Raw genomic sequence first — 22094 nt, forward strand, 5'->3', positions numbered from 1 at the left:
GCACGTCGCCGCGTGGAGTGCACGGACCCTATCAAGATGCCAAGCCAGGGCGGCCACTGAAACAAAAAGAGGCGCGGACCGAAGTCCGCGCCCCTGTGGGTTCTCAAGTCTTGCGTCTTGAGTCTTGAAGTCTTGTGTCTTGATCAGCGCCCGATCGAAATGTATTCAATCCCGGCCGCCTTCGCGTCCTTCGGGTCGATCAGATTCCGGCCGTCGAAGATCAGCGGCGTGCGCAGGCGCTTCTTGATCTCGAGCAGGTCGGCCTTGGCGAAGGCCGGCCACTCGGTGCCGATCACTAGGGCGTCGGCCCCGTCGAGGGTCTCATACATGTCCTCGTGGTAGCTGATGGCGCCTTCGAGTTCGCCGAACTTCTTCGCGGTCTCGAGGGCTTCCGGGTCGGTGGCCGCCACGATCGCACCTTCCTTGAGCATCTTCTGGCAGAGCTTGATCGCCACCGACTCGCGGACGTCGTCGGTGTTCTGCTTGAAGGCCAGGCCCCAGAGGGCGATCTTCTTCTCGCGGAAGACCCAGAGCTTCTCGCGGATCTTGTTGAGGAAGCGCTCGAGCTGGTTGGCGTTGATGCTTTCCACTTCCTTCAGCAGGCCGAAGGGCTGGCCGAGGGTCTCGGAGATGTGGATGAAGGCCTTGATGTCCTTCGGGAAGCAGGAGCCGCCGTAGCCGAGGCCGGCATTCAGGAAGGAGCGGCCGATCCGCTTGTCCATGCCGATGCCTTCCGCGACCTTTTCCACGTCGGCACCGGAGGCCTCGCAGATATTGGCCACGGCATTGATGTAGGAAATCTTGAGCGCCAGGAAGGAGTTGGCGGCGTGCTTGATCAGCTCCGCGGAGTTGATGTCGGTCACCAGCACCGGAGCCACGAAGGGCTCATAAATCTTCTGCATGTAGGCCAGCGCACGGTCGTCGTTCGAGCCGATCACCACGCGGTCCGGGTGCAGCAGGTCATCGACGGCGCAACCTTCGCGCAGGAACTCGGGATTGGAGACCACGCCGAATTCGACACCTGGAGGGGCGTAGCGGCGGACGGTCTGTTCAACCTTGTCACCGGTCTTCACCGGCACCGTGGACTTGTCCACGATTACGCGGTAGCCGAGCTCCGGCGTCAGGCACTGGGCGATTTCGCGGGCCACTTTCTCGATGAAGGAGAGATCCACGGAACCGTCCGGCTGCGGCGGGGTCGGCACGGCGATGAAGATGACGTCGCTGTTCCGGACGCCTTCCTCGGTGGAGGTTGTGAACTTCAGGCGACCGGCGGCCACGTTCGACTTCACCAGTTCCTCGAGGCCGGGTTCGAAGATCGGCACTTTTCCAGCGAGCAAGGTGGCGACCTTTTCCGGGTTGTTATCCACGCAGGTGACTTCGTGGCCGACCTCGGCGAAGCAGGTACCGGAGGTGAGACCGACATAGCCGGTGCCGATGATGCTTATTTTCATTATTTAGGAGGGGGGTGGGGGGGTGGTGAGCGCGCGGTGTCTAGCAGCCAGCGCCGCCGGGTGCAAGTCCCGCGAACGCGTAGGGTGGGCGGTATTTCACTGGAATTGCTCCCAAAAAAGCTTCCCCGCGATCCCGAGCCCGATCACTGCCACGATCACCCGCACCGCCGTCGCCGGAATCCGCTGCGCGAAGTGGCTCCCCAGGAAATAACCCGGGATCGAGCCGACCACCAGATAGCCCGCCAGATGCCAGTCCACGCTGCCGCGGGAGATGAACCAGATCACCGAGGCGACATTGCAGAGCAGGCTGAGCAGCGCCTTGAGCGCGTTCATCCGGTTGAGGTCCCGCAGCCCCAGCAGGCCCAGCCCGGCCAGCATCATGATCCCGATCCCCGCGCCGAAGTAGCCGCCGTAGATCGCCACCCCGGCCTGGAAGGCGATGCCCCAGGCCTTCGGCCGCTCCGGTTCCGCCAGCGTGGCATTGCCCCGCCGCCGCTTCAGCCAGCGCTGGATCGGCGCATTCAGGAGGAAGAGCGTGGTCGCCATCAGCAGCAGCCACGGCACCACCCGCTCGAAAACTTCCGGATCGAGCGCCAGCAAGAGCATGCCGCCCGCCAGCCCGCCCAGCAGGCTCACGATCCCCAGCGGCAGGATCCAAGCCTTCATCTCTGCCAGCGGCTTGCGGAAGGCCCACACGCTGCCCGGCAGGCCCAAGAATAGCGCCACGGTCGAGGTCGTGCTCGCATACACCGGGCTCAGCCCTGCCGCCATCAGCGCCGGGAAGGTCAGCATCGTCCCGCCGCCCGCCACCGCATTCATCACCGCCGCCAGGAACCCTGCGGCGAGAACGATCCATTCCTGATGTCCGGGCACGCCGCGAGCCAAGGCGCAAACGCCGCGGCCCGCAATCCCCGAGCGCGGGATTCAAGACCGGATCCCGGCTTGGAGGAGCCTGCGGAGCTGCTACCTTGGCCACCGATGCCGATGAAACCGAGCCTGCTCACCCTCTTCCTCGCCCTGATCGCCCCGCTCACCGCGGCGGAGCGGCCGAACATCGTGGTCGTCCTCATCGATGATATGGGCTGGGGCGACTTCTCGTGCTTCGGGAACACCGAGGCGAAGACCCCGAACATTGACCGCATGGCCGCGGAAGGGATCCGTTTCCGGCAGTTCTACGTGAACTCGTCGATCTGCTCGCCCTCGCGCTGCGCGCTCACCACCGGCCAGTATCCGCAGCGCTGGAAGATCACTTCCTTCCTGGAAAACCGCGCCAGCAACAAGCGCCGCGGCATGGCCCAGTGGCTCGACCCGCAGGCACCGACGCTGGCGCGCTCGCTCAAGTCCGCCGGCTATGCCACCGGGCACTTCGGGAAGTGGCACCTCGGCGGCCAGCGCGATGTCGACGATGCCCCGCCGATCACCGGCTACGGTTTCGACACCAGCCTGACCAACTTCGAGGGCATGGGCCCGAAGCTCCTGCCGTTGACGCTGAAGCCCGGCGACACCGAGCCGAAGAAGATCTGGCAGGAAGCCGAACGTCTCGGCGGGCCGGTGACCTGGATGCCGCGCTCGAAGATCACCACCGGCTTCATCGATGCCGCGATCCCCTTCATCGACCAGGCCGCGAAGGACAAGAAGCCCTTCTTCGTGAACCTCTGGCCGGACGACGTGCATTCGCCCTTCTGGCCGCCCGTGGAGAAGTGGCAGGAGGGCAAGCACGGCCAATACCTCGCGGTGCTGCAGGAGATGGACCGCCAGTTCGGCAAGCTCTTCGACCACATCCGCGACACGCCCGGCCTGCGCGACAATACCGTCGTCCTCATCTTCTCCGACAATGGCCCCGAACCGGGCGCGGGTTCGGCAGGGCCCTTTCGCGGCAAGAAGGGCACGCTCTACGAAGGCGGGATCCGCTCGCCGCTCATCGCCTGGGGACCGGGCTGGGTGAACCGCGAAAAGGTCGGGACGGTGAACGAGGCCTCGGTCTTCGCCGCCTTCGATCTCGCGCCGTCCCTGCTCAAGATCGCCGGGGTGGAAGCGAGCACGGCCTTCGATGGCGAGGACCTTTCGCCGACGCTGCTTGGCAAGGCCGACGCCTCGCGCAAGGCCCCGGTCTTCTGGCGTCGCCCGCCGGACCGGAAGATGGCCGGCACGCCTCCCGTGCCTCAACCGGACCTCGCCATGCGCGAGGGCTCGATGAAGCTGCTCTGCAACTACGACGGCTCCGAGCCGAAGCTCTACGACCTCGCCGCGGACCCCGGCGAGACCAAGGACCTCGCCGCGGAGCAAGCAGAGACCGTCGCGCGACTCGCCAAGGCCGCAACCGAATGGCACCGCGCCCTCCCCGCCGACCGCGGCCCGGAACTCGGCGCGGGCTCTTGACCCTGGCGCGGGAACGACGATGATCCGCGCCATGGTGGTGATCGCGCTTCACACCGCACCGGCCCGGGACATCCCGGCGCAGGGCAGCGGCGAATGGTGGGACAAGGAGTGGCGCACTGGCTTCGTCAAGCAGCCGCAGCGGGGCCCGCAGTGGCTCGGCTACCAGGGCTTCCGCGGCGACGAGGTGGCGGACACCCGCTACCACGGCGGCGTGGACAAGGCGGTCTGCGTTTACGCTTCCGAGCACTACCCGTATTGGGCGGAAAGCGGGGCGATGCCGGAGGGCTCGCTCGGCGGCTTCGGGGAGAATCTGAGCACGCAGGGCTTGATCGAGGACGGCGTCTGCATCGGCGATGTCTACTCGCTCGGTGAGGCGCTGGTGCAGGTTTCCCAGCCGCGCCAGCCCTGCTGGAAGATCGCCCGGCGCTGGCACGTGAAGGACCTGACCGCCCGGGTCGAGCGCAGCGGCAAGACCGGCTACTATTTCCGCGTGCTGCGCCACGGCCACGTCCAGGCGGGCGAGCGGCTGGAACTTCTCGAGCGCCCGAACCCGCGGTGGACGGTGGCGCTGAGCAACGCGATCATGCACCGCGGTGAAGGCGGTCCCGACGCCGCACGGGAACTGGCGGAGTGCCGCGAGCTTTCGGGCAGTTGGAAGGACGGGCTGTGGCTGCGCGTCAGCTAGTCCGCCCGTTTTGTCCGATCCGTCCTACCGCCCAAGGGGGTTCGGACGGATCGGACAAGGATGACGGTAGGGTGCAGTGGTGGGAAACGATTCTTACCTTCTTACCCTGACTCTCCACGCTGTCCGATCCGTCTCACACCCCTAGGGCTGTCGGACGGATCGGACAGTCCTCGCAGGGCCTGCCCGAAAGAGGCGGAATCGGGTATTGAAAATCCCGTTTTCCGTTGCACTCTCCCGGCCCCATGTCCGACCGGAAGACCCTCGATGAGCGCCAGCAAATGTCCGATATTGATCGGCTTCGCCACTCTTGCGCCCACGTGATGGCGACCGCGATCCTGCGGATCTGGCCGGACGCGCAGTTCGCCTACGGGCCGCCGATCGAGAACGGCTTCTACTACGACTTCGAGATGAAGCACCGGATCACGCCGGATGACTTCGAGAAGATCGAGGCGGAGATGAAGAAGATCGCGAAGGAGAACCAGAAGTTCGACTACAAGGCGATCTCCCGCGACGAGGCGAAGGCGATGGCGCTCAGCGGCCGGCTCGGCGGGCTCTCCGAGAGGCCGGACAATCCGAGCCGCTTCAAGCTCGACCTGATCGACAAGATCCCGGAGGGCGAGACGATCTCCTGCTTCCAGAACGGCGAGTTCATCGACCTCTGCGCGGGGCCGCACGTCGGCTACACGTCGAAGTGCAAGAACGTGAAGCTGATGTCGGTGTCCTCGTCCTTCTACCTGGGCGATGAATCGAAGGGCCAGCTCCAGCGGCTCTATGGCACGGCCTTCGAGAACAAGGAGCTGTTAGAGGAACACCTCGTGCGGCTGGAGGAAGCGAAGAAGCGCGACCACCGCCGGCTGGGCAAGGAGCTGCAGCTTTTCCACATTGATGAAGCGGTGGGGCAGGGTCTGGTTCTGTGGAAGCCGAAGGGGGCGCTGGTGCGCCGCGCGCTGCAGGAATTCATCACGCAGGAACTCGACAAGCAGGGCTACTCGCAGGTCTTCACACCGCACATCGGCAAGCTCGATCTCTACCGCACCTCGGGCCACTTTCCCTACTATCAGGACAGCCAGTATCCGCCGATCGCCGAGCGCGACACGCTGGAAAAGCTGGCCGACGAGGACGCCACCTGCGCGACGCTGATCAACGGTCTCTCCGATGGCACCTACGAGGGCTATCTGCTGAAGCCGATGAACTGCCCGCACCACATCAAGATCTTCGGCAGCGAGCACCGCTCCTACCGCGACCTGCCGGTGCGCCTGGCGGAGTTCGGCACGGTTTACCGCTGGGAGCAATCCGGCGAGCTCGGCGGGATGACGCGGGTCCGCGGCTTCACGCAGGACGATGCGCACCTTTTCTGCACGCCCGATCAAGTGGCGGCGGAGCTGGTCGGCTGCCTGAGCCTGGTGAAGACGGTGCTGACGACGCTCGGCATGACGAATTACCGGGTGCGGGTCGGGTTGCGCGATCCCGACGACAGCAAGTTCACCGGCGATCCCGAGAAGTGGGATCTGGCCGAGGCCGCCTGCCGTGCCGCTGCTGCGACGCTTGGTGCGCCGTTCACGGAGGAGCCGGGCGAGGCCGCTTTCTACGGCCCGAAGATCGACTTCGTGGTGAAGGACGTGATCGGCCGCGATTGGCAACTCGGGACGGTGCAGGTGGACTACGTCCTGCCGGAGCGCTTCAAACTCGAGTATGTCGGTGCGGACAACACGACGCACCGTCCGGTGATGATCCACCGCGCGCCCTTCGGTTCGCTGGAGCGCTTCACGGGGCTGCTGATCGAGCACTTCGAAGGCAAGTTCCCGACCTGGCTATCGCCGGAGCAGGTTCGCGTGCTGCCGATCTCCGAGAAATTCCTGGATGCCGCGGAAGAAGCGGCGACGAAACTCGCGGAAGCCGGCGTGCGCGTCAGCGTGGATCGTTCCTCCGACAAGGTTGGAGCGAAGATCCGCAACACGCGGCTTGAGCGGATTCCTTACATGCTCGTGATCGGTGCGAAGGAAGTGGAGGAGGGGACCGTCTCCGTCCGCCACCGCGAGCGGGAGGACCTGGGGGCCAAGCCGCTTGAGGAATTCATCGCGGAGATCACGGCGGAGATCAAGGAGCGGTGCTTGTGAGTAGTAGGGTATGATATACCGCCGCCTAAAAGCTCCCTTTTTCTTGCAGACATTCTGTTCACTTGATCAACCTCAGAATCCTCATAGGGTCCGTTCCTCATCATGTCTCCGAAGGAAGTGGCCCCTGCTGCCCGCACAAGCGAGGAGGAACCTGGACTGGATTTTCAGTCGCGGTTAAAGCTGGCTGAGTATTTCGCCAACGGACTGAGCTGGTTTTATCTTCCGGATGCAAATGCGTGGCCGGCCATGGCCGAGCGGGTCCCCTTCCTAAGTTCCGAGAAAAACCGGATTGAGCGCTTGCGAGAAGCGTTTGGCGAGCAGGTGGGATGGGTGGTGGTGGAAGATCAATATATCGACCGCGACTATCGAGACACCTTTTCCCATACTTTCTCAAAACGCTTCGCTACCCCTGCTTCGAGATGTCAGCGCATTCACTTCTTTGCCAAGGAGATGGGGAGATCGCAGAAGCCGGACGTCAATATGAAACGAGAGGAGCTCCAGGAATCATACCTGGGTTACCTCGTCGTGCGGCCCACGCGACCGAACGGTGTTGGAAGGACGTTTCTCGATCCACGGATCATGAAGCACGAGGGTTTTAACCTCTGTCTCTGTGGCGAGCGCATCACGCTGTTTGGCAAGGAGCTTCAGATCGAAGGATTTCCTTTCATTGGACAAGATATAGACGTGACGACATGCGCCCAATCCACCCTCTGGATGATCAGGCGCTACTACAGTAACCGCTACACTCAATATTCGGAGACCCATCCGAACACGCTTTCGAAGATGGCGGCACTTCGTTTGCGGGAAGATCGGGCCTTTCCTGCTACGGGCCTCAACGACGGCCAGATGGCAGAAATGCTGAGAACAATGGGCTATTCCCCGAAAGTTTACTGCAAGGACAGCTTCATTCACGATGAGATGCGAAACAACGATCGACGCATCCGGACTGCCAAGGCGCAGGAGGAAGGGCGGGAAGGGAAGCAGATACATTTCGGTGAGATCCTTCTAACCTATCTGGAATCAGGCATTCCCCTGATTCTCTCGTTCAAAAAGGGGGAGCGGTATCATTCCGTGGCGTGTATCGGGTACTGCTGGAGTGGAAGTTCGCTCCCGAATATGGAAGGATCCCACAGGGGAGAGTGCGTCAAATCGGACCGAAGCAGAGCCACTTGCCTATCTGACGTCGACAGTGATTGTAGCGGACGACAATTTCGCACCCTACCTTCGGGTTAACAATGAGCTAGGGGAGCTCCCCGCCACCTATCCGGAAGCCTTCCTCTTCCGTGAGATCGATTCGATCATCGTGCCGCTTCCCCACCAGATCAACATTCTGGCGGAAGAGTTCGAATCTCAGGGTCCGGGAGATCCTCAATGGCAAGGGCACCGAATCCAAGAAGCTGGCAATTCACGAACGATCTCCAATCTTGAAGGAGGCCTTGGACAGCGGGAATCTCGCCCTTCGCTGCTACCTCACGAGCTGCCGAAATTTCAAACAAGGTCTCAATGAAGACCAGCAGATGCATGACGGGATCGTGGCAATGGCGTACCGCCTAATGCCGATGCCCCACTTTATATGGGTATGCGAGTTGCACGACATCCGGCAGGAAGGGGAACTCAAATGCCTTGGAGAGGTCGTGTGGGATTCCACCTGCAACCGGTTTGAATGGCAGGGTCTTCTCGCCCTCCACTATCCGGAACTCTTTGTTTTGAACGCTGATTCCGCCTTCGAGAACCGGGTGACGCCTGACGAGTCGCGAGGATGGCTCGAAATTCAGTTGCAGGGGAGAGACCGGACTGCATACTCCCCCGGCGCGGCGAACCTGATCGACATTTAGGTTGCCTTAACTATTGTAATTGGATATTAAAGGTCATGTCGTTGCAGGAGTTTCTAGCAGCTTTGAACCAAGCGGTTGTGCGCCCGGTTTTCCAAGACAAGGAAGAGTACGAGCGCTTTTGGAATGGCATCGAAGAGGGAACGAGAGCGCAGTCCGAGGAGTATGACCGCGCGCATCGTGATTCAGAAGTCACCGCCTCGCGTGGGTGGCGCAGCTAGCGGGGCCTTTAGGGCAGAGCCGAGTGTGGGATGTTGAAAAATCCCGCTTGCCCGGAGCCCCTTCCGGTCTTATAGAATACCCCCAGTCGCCCGCGAAGCAGGGAAAACCCCTTGCCACCGCACCCTCTGCGACAACCGGCCTCGCGCCACCTGATGATTTTGTTGGAACGATACTCGAAGAATCCGCGAACCGTCCATTCGGACCGGCTCAGCGATTGCGGCACCGTATGATCTCTGATCCGGGCCGCCGTTCCACGAACCCCTTCGCAGGCGAAGGCACGGCTTTCCCGTGCTTGCCTGTGTCGCATCGAACCTACGGAGGACAAAGCCATCGCTAAACCATCAAAAAGTAACTTCAGGGGTCGTCAGCAGCGCGATATGACGCGTGTGAACGACCGGATCCGCGCGCCCAAGGTGCGTGTCGTGCTCTTCAACGGCGACCAGCTCGGCGTCATGACCGCCCGCGAGGCGCTCGATAAGGCGAAGCTGCTGGGCTTGGACCTGGTCGAGATCGCGCCGAATGCGGATCCGCCGGTGTGCCGCATCGTGGACTACGGCAAGTACAAGTACCGAGCAGTCCAAGCTGAAGAAGCAGAAGTCGAAGAGTTCGACCCGCATGAAGGAAGTGAAATTCCGCGTGGGCACGGGCCAGCACGACTACAACATCAAGATGGGCCGTGCCGAGGGCTTCCTCGACGGGGGCCACAAGGTGCGCATGGTGCTGCAGTTCCGCGGTCGTGAAAACGCCCACAAGGAACTCGGCTTCGTGATGATGAAGCGGATCATCGAGGATCTCAAGCAGATGGCCCACGTCGACCAGGAGCCGCGCCTCAACGGCCGCGCGGTCGGCATGACGCTCTCGCCACTGCCGGCGCACCAGCGCAAGCGGAGGTTCCACCTCTTCCATGGTGAATTGATCGAGGAAGACGACTTCGAGGAAGACGAGGAATTCCAAGACGACGCTGCGGAAGAGGGAGTGGCTGCCGAAGCTGGCGCCGAAACTCCCGAATCGGCTCAGGAGACTGAAACCGCGGAGGACACCGAAGCGGCCGAAGAGACTGAGACGACCGAAGAGGCTGAAACGCTCAAAGAGGCCGAAACGGCGAAGGGCTGAACCCGGTGAGGGCGAGGCTCTGGCTCTTCGACATCGACGGCACCCTGGTGGATACCGGGGGTGCCGGGATGCGTGCCTTGCAGGAAGCGACGGCGGAGTGCTTCGGCGGTGAAGGACCGGCTTTGGATCTCGCGGGCAGCACCGATCTCGGCGTGCTCGCGGGAATCCTGGCGCATTTCGATCTCGATCACGGTGCGGCGGAGGAGGATCGCTTCTTCGCGGCCTACCTGCGGCATCTGGAGCAGCATCTGGCGCAGGGGGGATTTCCCGGCCGGGTTTTGCCAGGGGCCGCGGAACTCCTGGATGAATTGGCCAAGCGCGGCGACGTCACGGTGGGCCTGCTCACCGGGAACATCGCCGCGGGTGCGGGTGCGAAGATGCGGCATTACGGGCTCGACCGGCACTTCGCCTTCGGGGCCTACGGTTGCGATCACGCGGACCGCAATCTTCTCGGGCCGGTGGCCTTGGAACGTGCTGCAGTGCATGCGGGCTGCGGGTTTTCCCCGGAGGAGACGCTGGTGATCGGGGATACGCCGAAGGACATCGCCTGCGCGAAAGCGATGGGGGCGCGTTGTCTGGCGGTGGCGACGGGGAAGTTCAGCGCGGAGCAATTGCGGGCGGCGGGTGCGGATCGGGTGGTGCTCGGGTTGGATGATCCGGGGATTTTGGCGGAATTCGCTTGAGGGGCACCGGTGGTAAGCAGCAGGGACTGTCGCTGCTCCTTAGCTGAATCTTTGACATCGTTTTGACCCGGCGAGGATCTCACCCGGTCATGATGGCGAGGTTATGAAAACTCCATATAGCTTCGTTTTCGCTGGCCTGATCGCCGTGCCGGTCTTGCTCGCCCAGAATCCTGCCGACCCTTCTGCCGCCTCGCCGGGTTCTACCGGTTCTGCCTTGGGAAGCGGGGTGGCGAGCAATCCATTCATCCGCCAGAATCTGGCGTCACCCGCGGCCGAGGATGACAATGGGGCGAGGAACCTTTCCGTCTGCATGGAAGTTTTCTCCGTGGATCTGGCGGACGCAGCCTCGCTCCAGCGCTCTGGAATCAGCGATGCGGCGCTCTACCAGAAACTGGTGGAGCGCGTCGCAGGAGGTAGCGCCGCCCAGGAGCAGTTCTCCGTCGTCCGTGCCCGTTCGGGCGAAAAGGCCACCTTGGAGACCATCACGGAGTTCATCTATCCCACCGAGTATATTCCGGGCAATGGTGAGGAAGCCGCCCACACTGAAAATCCGGAGCCCAACGAACCACCGGCCGCAACGGTGAAACCGGCATCGGACCCTGTGGAAAGGGCTTCTGAAGAACCGGCCAAGGCGGCACCTGCTCTCGGCACCGCCTTCGAAACGCGCAATGCCGGCACGACCCTTGAGATCGAGCCGACGCTGGGTGCGGACAATCAGATCATCGATCTCAGAATCGCACCGGAAAGCGTGAATCTGGCCGACCGGATTCAATGGGGCCAAGGGATATCCCAGGTGGAAATGCCGGTCTTCGAGACCCAGCGCGTTGTCACCGCGCTCACAGTGCGGGCAGGCATTCCGGGCCTGCTGGGTACCCCAAGCCGCCCCCCGGCTTCAAAGCTTGATCCCGATGCCAAGAAGCGAGTCTGGTTCTCATTCGTGACCGTTTCTGTTATCCGCGTGTGATGCGAACTTTCTGGACCACGCTGCTGCCGATGCTCGCCGTCGCCGCCCTCGTTTTGTGGGGTGGCGAACGGCTGGCGCGGCGTACCTTGGAGCAGCGCATTCCTGCGGATCGGGAGCGGCTCTTCGACTTCGCATCCGCGTTGCGCGGCGAATCGGATCGCCTCGATGCCCTGTATGCAGCGCACTTGGAGGAGTTGGCGCGGGATGCGGCCTCGCTTTCCGCGGAGAGGCTGGCAGATCGCTGCAAGAATCTGGTGGGAGTGCGAACCTGCCAGCTCTTTACCGGCACCCGCAAGGACTCGGAGGTCGAAGGCATGAAGCCGCCGGTGGGCACTCTCTTGAAGATCCCGGCGGTGCTGGCCGAAGGTGCGGAGGGCCGCCTGCCGCCGCGGAACGCGGTGATCCTGCCCAAGGAACTGCTCGCCGCCGGGCAATCCGGCGATGGCTGGCTGCCCGGGCCTGATGCGACCTACCGCATCTACTGGTGGCGGGATGGCCAGCACCTCGTGAGCTTCACCATCGACCAAATCGAACTGAGGGAGCAGCTCAACCGCCACTTCGCGGATTGGTTTCCCGCGCCTTTTTCACCGCTGCAGCAGGCAGGTGAATTCGTGAGCGTCGAAGGCCCGGGCGGCGGCGAATGGATGTCCTCTAACAAAGCCACGCGCACCGGGCCCGCTGCATTGGTGATTCCCCATCGCAATCTCTTGGGCGAGTGGCAGGTGCTGGCTTGGGACAAGCTGAAGGTCACTTCGTCTTACGATAGCACCACGCTGGTGATCGCCTGCATGATCGCAGGCGTGCTGGTGCTAGCCGGCATCCTGCTCCGCAACCAGCAGGCCCGCGCGCTGCGCCTCGCGGAGGAGCGGGTCTCCTTCGTCAATCGGGTGTCCCATGAGCTCGGAACTCCTCTGACGAATATCCTGCTCAATCTCGATCTGGCGATCCGCGCGCTGGGCGAGCGCCCGCCTGAATCTCGGCGGCGGCTGGCCTTGGTGCACGAGGAAGTGCAGCGCCTGGGCCGCCTTGTCTCGAACGTGCTGACCTTCTCGCGCGGCGAGCGCAAGAACCTCGAACTCCGCCCTCAAGCCTGTATCCCGGATGAAGTGGTGGCCGCCGTGCTCGCTCAATTCCAGCCCTCGCTCGAACGGCGCAAGGTGAGCGTGTCATGGCAGCGCGGGGCAGGGGAGGGCACGCGGCTGGACCCGGATGCGCTGGCGCAGATCGCGGGCAACCTGATTTCCAATGTCGAGAAATATGCCAGCGGCGGCGCGTGGCTCGGGATCGAAACGTCGATGGCGAAGGACCGGCTGCGGCTGCGCGTGACGGATCGCGGGCCGGGCATTCCGGCGCGGCAGCGCGAGCGGATTTTTGAAGCCTTCGAACGGATCCATCGCGGCGTCAGCGAGGGATCGAGCGGCACCGGACTGGGCCTCGCGATCGCCCGCGATCTCGCGCGGCGCATGCAGGGGGATCTGCTGCTGGTGCCGACCGAAGCGGGCGCGTGTTTCGAGCTCGACCTGCCGCTGCCGGCCCGCCTGGTTTTGTTAGATAACGAATCCGCCGCATGACCATCCTGCTTGCCGAAGACGATCCGCTGACCTTGGACGCGCTCGATGCCTGTCTCCAGGACGAGGGCTTCCGCACGCTGGTGGCGGCGGATGGCAAGCAGGCGCTGGAGTTGTGGACGGAGCACCGCCCGCAGTTGCTGTGCCTCGACATCATGATGCCGGAGATCGACGGCTTCGAGGTTTGCCGGCGGGTGCGGGCTACCGATGCGGCGGTGCCGATCCTCTTTCTCTCGGCGAAGAACGAGGAGCTGGATGTGGTGGTCGGGCTGGGTCTCGGCGCGGATGATTTCATCCGCAAGCCCTTCACGCGGGCGGAGGTGATCGCGCGGATCCGGGCGGCGCTGCGGCGGAGTTATCCTGCGAATGGCAGGGGGCGCTGCTTCTCCATGCAGGATCTGAAGGTGTATCCGGACGCCTTGATGGCGGAGCGCGGAGAGAAGGGGGTCGAACTCACGCGGCGCGAGGTTTCGATGCTGGAATTGCTGCATCGGAATGCGGGGCTGCCGGTCAGCCGCGATGCGTTTTTGGACGTCTGCTGGGGACTGGATTACTTCCCCGATTCACGGACGCTCGATCAGCATGTGCTGATGCTGCGGAAGAAGATCGAGGCGGATCCGGCGCGGCCGGCGATCATCGCGACGGTGAGGGGGACGGGGTACCGGTTCGGGTAGGGGGGCGGAGTGCGAGTGCGGACTTCCGCCGGTCCTCCGGGGCGGGATTCGTGTTGGGGCCGGGTCCGGTGGTTTCACCACCGGGTGAGTTCCGACGGGCCTCCGGCGCTGAAGAGACTTCAGGAGTGCAACACGCCGGGCCCTAAAGGGACGGACACGCCCGGGCGGAGCCGACATGTCGGCTCCGGAGACGGCACCGGGGTAGGCGGGGACTTTCCCTAAGGCGGCGACATGTCGCCGCACTCAAAGGCGGCTGCGCCGCGGACGGAAAGCCACTTACAAGGCGCCGCGTTCGGCGAGGCGCAGGATGCGCTCGTAGCGCTTCTCGAGCATGTTCGCGCGGCCTTCGTCTCCGACCTCGCGGTAGTAGCCGACGATCATGCGGTAGATGCCCGATTCGGTATTGGCACGGAACCAGTCCTTGCTGCCGGTCTCGACCACGCGCTTGAAGGCGAGTTCGATATCGCGGACGGCCTTGCGGGAGACGGTAGTGTCGTCCTTGGCAAAGCTGTAGTAGTCCTCGGCCATCATCTTGAAGCCGGTGATGCTGCCGCCGTATTCACGCAGCGCGGTGTCGTAAAGATTGCCGATTTCCTTGGCCGCGGTCGGCTCGCCGCGCTTCTTGATCAGGTCCGCCTGGCGTTTGAGGGTGGTAGCGATCAGGTCCTTCTGCTCGCTGGACTCGCGCTCGACGCGGCGGCGCTCGCGCTTCATCGCGCGGGCCACTTCGCCCTCTTCGGCGTAAGGATAGACATGCTCGTCTTCGGCACGGGCGGCGAGTGCAGCCATGCGCGGGTTCTCGCGGAACTCGCGGCGCATGTCGGCGGCGAACTCGCGCCAGAGCGAGACGATCTTGGGATCGGAAGAGGTGGCGTAGCGGTCCTGCTGCTGGCGTTCCTCCATCACGTCGTAGAGACGCGACCAGGTTTCCGGGAAGGAGCGGCCGAGTTCATTGGCCAGCTTCGCGGTGGCGAAGGTGTCTTCCAGCTTGCCGAGGCCGGCGTAGAGGTCGGACATCCAGAGGTGGCGATTGACCGAAAGGGTGGTCAGATCGCTCTGGTGGCCGCGGTCGTTCCACAGCCAGATCTCCTGCTCGCTGATGGCGGCACCGAGCTGGGGATTGCCGCCCTCGCCCTTCGAGACGCCGCCGATCCGGCCGATGGTGGTGTCCCATTGGTCGGCTTCCGTTTTCACGGCGGCCCAAGCGTGGCCACCCAGGTCGGTTTCGCCCGCCAGGATCAGCGCGGGAATGCCGTGGGCGCGTGCCGTATTCACGCAGAAATAGGATTGGTCGCCGCAGATGCCGCCCTCCTTCTTGATCTCGGCAAAGCTGTATTCCTCGTAGGGGTTCAAGCCCTTCACGGCCCGCTCCATGAGGTACTCGATCAAGCCGTAGTTGTTGCCCCAGTTCCCCCGGCTGCCGGAAAGCTTGTCGATCGCCCAATCGAGTTCCTTGGTTGCAACCGGCGCGCAGACGACCCAGACGAGGTCGCGGGCCTTGGTGCGGTGGACGGGCACGGTCAGCTTGCCCTTCTCGTCCTTCTCGATGTACCAGAGATAGCGGGACAGGCCGTTGACGGTGCTTTCCCCGCCGAGCGGCTCGCCGATGGTCACATCGCGGTCGAAGACCACGGCGCAGGCGACGGCCAGATCGAAGAACTTCGGGAACTTGTCCGAATTGGCGGTCCAGGCGTCCTTGAGGAAGACCAGCACCTTCGCGGAGTCATCCGCATCGCGCATGGTCAGCAGGACGGTCTCCATCGCCTCGGGGCGCTCCATCACCCACTTCCACATCTCCATGGCGTAGGTATCGTGGGAGATCGCGGCGATGTCGGACTGCGTGAAGCGGTCGAGCATTTCCCAGCGCAAGAAGGCCTTGTAGAGCGGGGCTTCCGCCCACACGGCGTCGAAACGGTTGCGGCCGTCCTTGCCCGCCACCTTTGGCAGGGCGGGGGCCAGGGAGCGCTCGAGCAAGGCGCGGTAGGCATCCCAGCCCTTCGAATCCATCGCCGTCTTGAGCAACTCGGCGTCGCGATTCAGGGCGGTATCGCGACCGGCGTCGATGCCGGTCAGGAGCAGCGGTTCGGCGGCCTTGAGAAGGGCGATGCCCGGATCTTCCTTGGTCGGCTCGACCGTCTTGCCGGGCATCGAGGGCACGGCATTGGCGGCATTCGCGGCGGTTTCCGCCTTGGCGTTATCTTCGCGGGCCTTGTCGAAATCGAAAATCTTGGAGGGAGCGGCCTCCGGCAGGGGTGCCGTGGCCACCGCTTCACCGGCCGTGTCGCCATTGCGGATGACCTTGACCACCCGCACCTTCTGGCTCTCCAGCTTGTACCACACGCCGCCGACCACGAAGGCGGCGAAGACCAGTGCGGCCGCGCTGCCCGTGGCGTGGGCCTGGGCCCTCTGGACGAGGCGACCTGCCGCGCCCTGTGGACGACGGACGACGGTAACCGGGGCGGGGATGCGTTTCTTCGGCTTCATGGGACGCGAGGAGTTCGGAGGAGATATTTCGTCCGGAAAACAGCGAAATCGTGTGTCATAACACCGCGAACCGCAATCCGTTTCTCCCCGAGTGGAAAATCTTCACACAATCCCACCTAAGAATCATTTCTTGTGCTGCACCATCATCCACGCGAGCAGGGCTGGATCGGCGTAGGCGGGGATCCATGACTCGTGGCCCTCCTCGGGATAGTAGGTTACGAGCAGCTTTTTACCGCCGGCTTCGAGGATGGCTTTTTCCATTTCCTCGGTTTTGGCGACCGGCACTGCCTGATCCTTGTTGCCGTGGAAGGTCCAGATGGGGATGTCCTTGATCCGCTTCGCCTGGGTGGGATCGCCGCCGCCGCAGATCGGGACGCCGCTGGCGTAGAGGTCCGGCTCCTTGGCGAGGCAGGCCCAGGTTCCGAAGCCGCCCATGCTGATCCCGGTCAGGTGGATGCGCTTTGCGTCGACCGGCAGGATCTTGGCGAGGTGCTTGGTGAGGGCGATGATTTCGTCAGGATTCCACCAGCGTCCCGCCGGGCATTGCGGCGCGGCGAGGATGAAGGGCAGGCCGTGACCCTTCATCGCGATCATCGGCGGGCCGTGCTTCTTGAGCAGATCCAGATTCGTCCCTCGCTCGCCGGCACCGTGGAGGAAGATGACCAGCGGGTAGGGTTCCTTGGTGTCCTTGTCGTATCCTTCGGGCAGGAATTGGAGGTAGGGGAGGGATTCACCCTGCTTCCACTCCAGGCTTTCGCGGGACTCGGTGGGCGCGGCGAGGGCTGTGAAGGGTAGCATGAGCAAGGTAAGGATGCGAAGCATCCGGCTACTCCATGCGGCCCGTGGGAAAAGCCAAGCGGGAACTGGGTGTGCAGGATTAAGAGCCGCCGCCCGCGCTCCCGGTGCTTGCCCGCCGCGCTCCGCCGCCTCTAGCTAGCGCCCATGGAAACGATACGCGCAGGGGTGGCCGGGGCAGGTTCGATGGGGCGCAACCATGCCCGTGTGTATAGCCTGATCCCGGAAGCCAAGCTCTGCGGGATCTATGATGCCGATTTTGCCCGGGCCCAGGCCATCGCCGAGGAATTCGGCACCGTGCCGGTCGCCTCGCTGGAAGAACTCTCGCAGCTCGCCGAAGCCGTCAGCGTCGCCGTGCCGACCGTCGCGCATCGCGATGTGGGCTGCCGATTGATGGACCTCGGTTGCCACATCCTGATGGAGAAGCCGATCGCGCCCTCGGTGGCGGATGCGCAGGTGCTGGTGGAGACCGCCAAGCGCCACGGCAAGATCCTGCAGGTCGGCCACATCGAGCGCTTCAATCCCGTGCTGCGCCAGCTCGAGCAGCGCCTGACCCATCCCAAGTTCATCGAAGCCCACCGGCTCTCGCCCTTCCCGAACCGCAGCATCGACATCGGGGTGGTGCTCGACCTGATGATCCACGACCTGGAGATCATCCTCCACCTCGTGCGCTCGCCGATCGAGAGCATCGATGCCGTGGGCGTGCCGGTGCTGACCCTATCTGAAGATATCGCGAACGCCCGGATCCGCTTCGCGAACGGCTGCGTGGCCAACGTCACTGCCAGCCGCATCAGCCCGGAGAAGATGCGCAAGATCCGCGTCTTCCAATCCGACTGCTATCTCTCGCTGGACTACCAGGAACAGGCCGGCCAGATCCACTGGCGCGAAGGCATGTCAATCCAGCGGGCGGAGGTGGAGGTGGAGAAGGGCGAGCCGCTGAAGCTCGAGCTCGCCGCCTTCATCGCCAGCGTCGCCCACGGCCATGATCCGGCGGTGACGGGACAGCAGGGGACGGCGGCCTTGGAACTGGCGATCGAGATCACGCGGATCATCCACGCGCAGGGATAGGAAATGAAAAAGGGTGCATGGCAAGCCATGCACCCTTCCCTGGAGTTTGGCCCGCGTTGGACGCCGATCTAACAGATTTGCCCCGGCCTTCCCGCGGCGGTGCTTGGTCAGGCCGCGGCGAAGAGGGTGGCCGCCAGGTCGGGGCGGGGTTCCGGCGCGCTCGCGTCCGGAGGGCGGCGTGTCACGAAGCGGTGGAAAGTCCCCGGCCGCAGCGCCCCGGCCCAGATCTCGTAACGCAAGAGGCGCTGGAGTTCGCCGGTGGCGGGAAGCATTCCGTCCGGGCGGTCCTTGCGCCACTTCGGCGGGGCGAGGCTGCGCGGGCGGTCCCCGTCTCCCGCGGCGTGGCACTGCAAGGCCGCGATCCACAGCAGCGAGTAGGCGGCGACGGTGACCGCGGGCAGGTGCCGGTTGGAAGCGGCGGTGCGGACTTGTGCCTCGCCCGTGCCGAGGAGGGTCTTTTCCTCGCGGAAGTTCACCTCGATGCCCCAGCGCCAGAGGTAATATTGCAGCAGCTTTTCCAGAGGCAGGTCCGGATCGGTGCAAAGCAGATAGGCGGGCTCGCGGTAGAGGAGCCGCGAGCCCTTCTTGAGGCGGTAGGCGAGCGGGGCGATGACCACCAGGCGCAGCATGACGCCCGGCCCGGCCTTGGGCCACAGGACCGGACCGCAGGTCTTGACGCGGAAGTCATGGCGCTTGCCCGCGGCGTGGGCCGTGATGATCTGCCAGGGCACGCTATCGTCCTGGCGGAGTTCTTCGGCAGTCGGGGCTTTCTTGCCGTAGCGTGGCGGCCGGCCGGTGGCTCCGGGGACGGGCGGCTCCGGCGGGTGGTGGAGGGCGGTGTCCTTGCGGGTGCGCCCGATGTAGGTGCAGCCGTCCGGCAGGCCGCGCAGGACCGCCTTGTTGGTGAAACTGCCGTCGCCGCACAGGACCAGATGGCGGCCGTCGGGGATATCGCGGCGCAGCCCGCCGACATGCTCCAAGGCCACGCGGTTGAGATTGTGCTGCTTGAGGGCCTCGCGGTGATCTTTCAACCGTGCCGGGGTGGCGTCCTTGCCGGGCTTGCGCGGGGTCGGCGCGTGATGGAAGCCGACGGGCACCATCCGCGCGCCGCCGTCTTCCAGGGGCCAGGCGGCGGAGATCTGCAGGTAGCGCCGGGCGTGGACGAGGTTGGTCTGGAAGGCCGGCCCGAGCGGGTCGCGCTTCCAGCCGCTGCCGTGGATCTTCCTGCCGGTCTTGCGCACGATGGTGTCGTCGATGGCGGCGACCAGCGGCTCGCCGGCGGGGAGCGCGTCGAGCAAGGCGTCGCGGGCCCGGCCGAAGAGGACCGCTTCATCGACGCGGCCGCGCGAATAGAGCCGGTAGTCGGCGGACCAGTCGTGGTGCTGGCCGCCGCGGCTGCAGATTAGATTGGTGACCGTGGCGCGGGACTGGCCGAGGAGCACGCCGAGCATGTGGCCGTGGAGCAGCGCGGCACAGGACGGGGTGCCGGTGGCAGCCATGGCCGAGGATTGGAGCAGGCCGTTGAGCCCGTCGCTCAGGAGCGGCGCGTTTTTTTTTGGACGTCGACAGGGTCGGGCGGGACTTCCTTGCGGGCGAGGATGAGATGGCCCTTGTCGGCGATGATCCACTCGACGGCCTCGCCCTTGGAAAACTCCATGGCTTGGGCGACAGCGGAGGGGAAATTGATGTAGTACCGTTCGCTGGCCTGGCGGCTGATGAGCTGGACTTTGGTGGGAAATCCCATGCCGGCAATACTAGTCGATTAACTAGATAAGAGTCCAGTAAAATCAAGCAGTCCGGACAAGGGCGTGAAGCAAATCCGCGAGGGTGTCTAGTCAGGGGCCAAACTTCAGGCGCGGCTCTCCGAGCCGCGAATGCTAACGGGAGGAATGGTCCTTCCCGCGATTGTGGGAGGACGCCCGCACAGATCCCTATCTTCCGCTATCCGTGGGCGCGAATGTCCGCCGCTCTGGAGAGCTGCGCTACTTTCCTCAAATCTGATAAGCCACATCCGGCTGCACCCTTCTCACCACCGGCTTCCGCGCCCTCTCGGCGTGCCTCAGAACGCTTGCCGCCGTCTCGGCCGCCCGCAACCTGAGCTCCGGCACCGCCGTGCATTCCCAGAAGCGCGCCCGCAACATCGGACCGACATAGTAGATCCCGCCGACCACCGCCCCGTCCTGCTCGACCAAGCGGAAGTCGGAGGAGGTATCCACTCCCAGACCCAGCTCGTCCTCGCGGATCCAGCCCTTCCCTAACAGGTCATCCAGAAGCGGGCTGCTCGATCCCGCAAGCCGTGCGGAAAAGCCGGTGGCGTTGAGCACGTGGTCGAATTCGCCGCTCGCGCTGCCCTTGGCCGGATGGGTCCACTCGGCCGCATAGCGCCCGTTGGGAAGCCCGCTCAATTGCGCCAGCCCACCCCGCTGCTGCTCCAGGATCCCCGCGTCCTTCAAGCGCTCCGCCGCCGCCATCGTCGCCGGGGCGATGCGGTGGCGGACGGCTTCCCAATACGGCTTGAGATGGCGGGTAAAGCGCCGCCGTTCCCTGCGCGGCAGTGCCGCCCAAATCCCGGCGGTCATCGGGCGCAGGGCGTTGATCACCTCCCGCCAATCCATCCCGGCGGCGCTGGCTTCGGCAATCGCGCTCCGCACCCGGCGGCACAGCCGCGCGATCTTCATCGGCTCCCTCCCCAGGCTTTCGCGGAAGCCCTGCGCATCGAAGTCATTCGCGGCGGCACCATGGCAACCGTGACAAGCAGGCAAGAGGCCACGCCGCGAGATCGCAGTGATCTTGCCCCGATGCCCCCGCGCCGCGAGTTCCGCCAGCAGGTCCATGCAGGTGAGACCGGTGCCGACGATCAGGATCTCGTCATCGGGCTTCACTCCATCCAGCGATCCGGTCTGCCAGGGATCGGCCATCGCCGGCCATTCATGGTTCGCTCCGGCCGGGAAATGTTCACGCCCCGGCGGCGTGCCGATCGCCAGCACCACCGCTTCCGCAGGTATTGATGCGCCGTCGGCTGTTAGAATCTGGAACTCTCCCGCGTGTCCGTCGATGCGGTCGACCTGCTCGGTCCGCACTTCGAGCCGGGCGCGGGAATACAGCGCGGCATCCTTCAACACGTCGCCGAGATACTCGCCATACCAAAGCCGCGGCGCGAAGTGGCCCGCCTCGACGCTGCGGCCCTTGCGCGTGCACCACTCGTGGAAATGCCGCGGCGCATCGGGGAAGGCCGACATCCCGCCCACCGGGACGTTGAGCAGATGCGAAGGGCAGCGCGTGCCGTACGCCACGCCACGGCCGACCTCGGGAGCCGGCTCGAACAAGACTACCTTGGTCTCCGGTCCACCGTCCCGCAGCAGGTGCACCGCCGTCATCGTGCCGCTGAAGCCGCCGCCCACCACCGCGAAGGTCCGCGTCTCCGCCTCGTGTTTGTCCTGCGCGTCCACATCATAGCAGCGCTGGATGCTGCTGCCCGCCTTCGAGAGATCGGTCCCGTAGATGTGGATCGACACGGTCGGCGTCATGTCGTCGTTCGAAACCTGGTGGATGTCTCCCGGGGGGTGGAGGAATTCGACCTCGCCGCGATAGCATACGGAGTTCTTCTCCGGCACCAGTTTCCCGCCCGCATCACGGCCCCACAGAGTCTCCACTTCGCGGCCGCGCCACACCCCGAAGCAACACCAGCAGCGGTGATCATGCACCGGCGTGCGATGCCCCGGCAGCCAGATCAGTGCCGCGATCGAGAAGCGCCCGCCCGGATCGACATAGAGAAGTTCTTGCAGGTAGCTGGCCAGCGGCGCGTCCGGGAGTTCATCGGTGAGAAACAGGTCATCGTCGGCCAAGGCGCGCTCGAGCGCCGCCTTGATCTCGCCCTCCGCCCATTCCACCGCATGCTCGTCCAGCGCCTTGCCCACCTCGGTCCCAAGCTTGGCAATTCCCGCTCCGACACGATTCCCCGGCGTGAATGTGGATGGCATCCCGAATTGAATCCCTCCTAAGAAGTAGGAAATCAAGAGGCATTTAATACCTCAATAATTGACTGCTCTTGCTGCGGAT

Annotated in this window: 17 protein-coding genes and 1 pseudogene; 11 read left to right on the plus strand and 7 right to left on the minus strand. The window is 64.3% G+C overall.

The annotated features are described in order from the left end of the window. Window positions 1-143: 143 nt before the first annotated feature. Complete coding sequence (locus ABWK72_RS24700) at window positions 144-1451, minus strand: UDP-glucose/GDP-mannose dehydrogenase family protein (RefSeq protein WP_367872247.1); 1308 nt, start codon at window positions 1449-1451, stop codon at window positions 144-146. A 96-nt stretch (window positions 1452-1547) separates the two neighbouring features. Further along, window positions 1548-2324 carry a sulfite exporter TauE/SafE family protein gene (locus ABWK72_RS24705; protein ID WP_367872248.1) on the minus strand — a complete coding sequence of 259 codons (777 nt, stop codon included), beginning with the start codon at window positions 2322-2324 and terminating at the stop codon, window positions 1548-1550. 111 nt (window positions 2325-2435) lie between these two features. Here ABWK72_RS24705 and ABWK72_RS24710 point away from each other — a divergent pair, with 111 nt between their 5' ends. The 10 genes and pseudogenes from ABWK72_RS24710 to ABWK72_RS24755 all read left to right on the plus strand — a co-directional run bounded on the left by ABWK72_RS24710 (window position 2436) and on the right by ABWK72_RS24755 (window position 13688). After that, window positions 2436-3830 (plus strand): sulfatase, encoded by a 1395-nt coding sequence (locus tag ABWK72_RS24710; RefSeq protein ID WP_367872249.1) that lies wholly within the window; start codon window positions 2436-2438, stop codon window positions 3828-3830. A 19-nt stretch (window positions 3831-3849) separates the two neighbouring features. Further along, entirely contained in the window at window positions 3850-4515 is a 666-nt protein-coding gene (locus ABWK72_RS24715; protein ID WP_367872250.1) for an MOSC domain-containing protein, read from the plus strand. 242 nt (window positions 4516-4757) lie between these two features. Further along, complete coding sequence (gene thrS, locus ABWK72_RS24720; RefSeq protein ID WP_367872251.1) at window positions 4758-6632, plus strand: threonine--tRNA ligase; 1875 nt, start codon at window positions 4758-4760, stop codon at window positions 6630-6632. A 102-nt stretch (window positions 6633-6734) separates the two neighbouring features. Further along, entirely contained in the window at window positions 6735-7865 is a 1131-nt protein-coding gene (locus ABWK72_RS24725; protein WP_367872252.1) for a hypothetical protein, read from the plus strand. Window positions 7866-8056: 191 nt separating this feature from the next. Continuing rightward, on the plus strand, window positions 8057-8467 hold the full coding sequence (locus ABWK72_RS24730) for a hypothetical protein (protein ID WP_367872253.1): 411 nt from the start codon (window positions 8057-8059) through the stop codon (window positions 8465-8467). Window positions 8468-9063: 596 nt separating this feature from the next. Then, window positions 9064-9799: pseudogene (infC, locus tag ABWK72_RS24735) on the plus strand (translation initiation factor IF-3). 5 nt (window positions 9800-9804) lie between these two features. Next, a complete protein-coding gene (locus ABWK72_RS24740) occupies window positions 9805-10482 on the plus strand; it encodes an HAD family hydrolase (RefSeq protein ID WP_367872254.1) in 678 nt (225 codons plus the stop codon). Window positions 10483-10585: 103 nt separating this feature from the next. Next, window positions 10586-11446, plus strand: a complete 861-nt coding sequence (locus tag ABWK72_RS24745; protein ID WP_367872255.1) for a hypothetical protein — start codon at window positions 10586-10588, stop codon at window positions 11444-11446. Beyond that, window positions 11446-13017, plus strand: a complete 1572-nt coding sequence (locus tag ABWK72_RS24750; protein ID WP_367872256.1) for a sensor histidine kinase — start codon at window positions 11446-11448, stop codon at window positions 13015-13017. Before ABWK72_RS24745 ends, ABWK72_RS24750 begins: the two co-directional genes overlap by 1 nt. Next, window positions 13014-13688: a response regulator transcription factor gene (locus ABWK72_RS24755; RefSeq protein WP_367872257.1), complete on the plus strand. Its 675-nt coding sequence runs from the start codon at window positions 13014-13016 to the stop codon at window positions 13686-13688. The genes ABWK72_RS24750 and ABWK72_RS24755 overlap by 4 nt, the downstream gene beginning before the upstream one ends. A 276-nt stretch (window positions 13689-13964) precedes the next feature. Here the strand turns inward: ABWK72_RS24755 and ABWK72_RS24760 are convergent, their stop codons facing one another. Next, on the minus strand, window positions 13965-16172 hold the full coding sequence (locus ABWK72_RS24760; RefSeq protein WP_367872258.1) for a hypothetical protein: 2208 nt from the start codon (window positions 16170-16172) through the stop codon (window positions 13965-13967). A 123-nt stretch (window positions 16173-16295) separates the two neighbouring features. Next, window positions 16296-16970 carry a prolyl oligopeptidase family serine peptidase gene (locus ABWK72_RS24765; RefSeq protein ID WP_367872259.1) on the minus strand — a complete coding sequence of 225 codons (675 nt, stop codon included), beginning with the start codon at window positions 16968-16970 and terminating at the stop codon, window positions 16296-16298. 144 nt (window positions 16971-17114) lie between these two features. Between ABWK72_RS24765 and ABWK72_RS24770 the strand changes: the two genes are divergently transcribed. Continuing rightward, complete coding sequence (locus tag ABWK72_RS24770) at window positions 17115-18035, plus strand: Gfo/Idh/MocA family oxidoreductase (RefSeq protein ID WP_367872260.1); 921 nt, start codon at window positions 17115-17117, stop codon at window positions 18033-18035. Between the two features lie 107 nt (window positions 18036-18142). On the opposite strand, the gene ABWK72_RS24775 is transcribed toward ABWK72_RS24770, so the two are convergent. The 3 genes from ABWK72_RS24775 to ABWK72_RS24785 all read right to left on the minus strand — a co-directional run bounded on the left by ABWK72_RS24775 (window position 18143) and on the right by ABWK72_RS24785 (window position 22015). After that, window positions 18143-19534, minus strand: coding sequence for a transposase (locus ABWK72_RS24775; RefSeq protein WP_367872261.1), 1392 nt, complete (start codon window positions 19532-19534; stop codon window positions 18143-18145). Window positions 19535-19569: 35 nt separating this feature from the next. Next, window positions 19570-19779 (minus strand): hypothetical protein, encoded by a 210-nt coding sequence (locus tag ABWK72_RS24780; protein WP_367872262.1) that lies wholly within the window; start codon window positions 19777-19779, stop codon window positions 19570-19572. 247 nt (window positions 19780-20026) lie between these two features. Beyond that, window positions 20027-22015: an FAD/NAD(P)-binding protein gene (locus ABWK72_RS24785; protein ID WP_367872263.1), complete on the minus strand. Its 1989-nt coding sequence runs from the start codon at window positions 22013-22015 to the stop codon at window positions 20027-20029. Window positions 22016-22094: the final 79 nt, after the last annotated feature.

This window comes from Luteolibacter sp. Populi (assembly GCF_040801775.1).
Lineage (GTDB): Bacteria > Verrucomicrobiota > Verrucomicrobiia > Verrucomicrobiales > Akkermansiaceae > Haloferula.

What these genes read in the sequence shown, in the direction of transcription:
- ABWK72_RS24745 (WP_367872255.1), top strand. Translation starts at nt 10,586, where the DNA reads ATGAAAACTCCATATAGCTTCGTTTTCGCTGGCCTGATCGCCGTGCCG.
- ABWK72_RS24700 (WP_367872247.1), bottom strand. Translation starts at nt 1,451, where the DNA reads ATGAAAATAAGCATCATCGGCACCGGCTATGTCGGTCTCACCTCCGGT.
- ABWK72_RS24780 (WP_367872262.1), bottom strand. Translation starts at nt 19,779, where the DNA reads ATGGGATTTCCCACCAAAGTCCAGCTCATCAGCCGCCAGGCCAGCGAA.
- ABWK72_RS24775 (WP_367872261.1), bottom strand. Translation starts at nt 19,534, where the DNA reads ATGGCTGCCACCGGCACCCCGTCCTGTGCCGCGCTGCTCCACGGCCAC.
- ABWK72_RS24710 (WP_367872249.1), top strand. Translation starts at nt 2,436, where the DNA reads ATGAAACCGAGCCTGCTCACCCTCTTCCTCGCCCTGATCGCCCCGCTC.
- ABWK72_RS24760 (WP_367872258.1), bottom strand. Translation starts at nt 16,172, where the DNA reads ATGAAGCCGAAGAAACGCATCCCCGCCCCGGTTACCGTCGTCCGTCGT.
- thrS (WP_367872251.1), top strand. Translation starts at nt 4,758, where the DNA reads ATGTCCGACCGGAAGACCCTCGATGAGCGCCAGCAAATGTCCGATATT.
- ABWK72_RS24770 (WP_367872260.1), top strand. Translation starts at nt 17,115, where the DNA reads ATGGAAACGATACGCGCAGGGGTGGCCGGGGCAGGTTCGATGGGGCGC.
- ABWK72_RS24755 (WP_367872257.1), top strand. Translation starts at nt 13,014, where the DNA reads ATGACCATCCTGCTTGCCGAAGACGATCCGCTGACCTTGGACGCGCTC.
- ABWK72_RS24765 (WP_367872259.1), bottom strand. Translation starts at nt 16,970, where the DNA reads ATGCTACCCTTCACAGCCCTCGCCGCGCCCACCGAGTCCCGCGAAAGC.
- ABWK72_RS24715 (WP_367872250.1), top strand. Translation starts at nt 3,850, where the DNA reads ATGATCCGCGCCATGGTGGTGATCGCGCTTCACACCGCACCGGCCCGG.
- ABWK72_RS24750 (WP_367872256.1), top strand. Translation starts at nt 11,446, where the DNA reads ATGCGAACTTTCTGGACCACGCTGCTGCCGATGCTCGCCGTCGCCGCC.
- ABWK72_RS24785 (WP_367872263.1), bottom strand. Translation starts at nt 22,015, where the DNA reads ATGCCATCCACATTCACGCCGGGGAATCGTGTCGGAGCGGGAATTGCC.
- ABWK72_RS24725 (WP_367872252.1), top strand. Translation starts at nt 6,735, where the DNA reads ATGTCTCCGAAGGAAGTGGCCCCTGCTGCCCGCACAAGCGAGGAGGAA.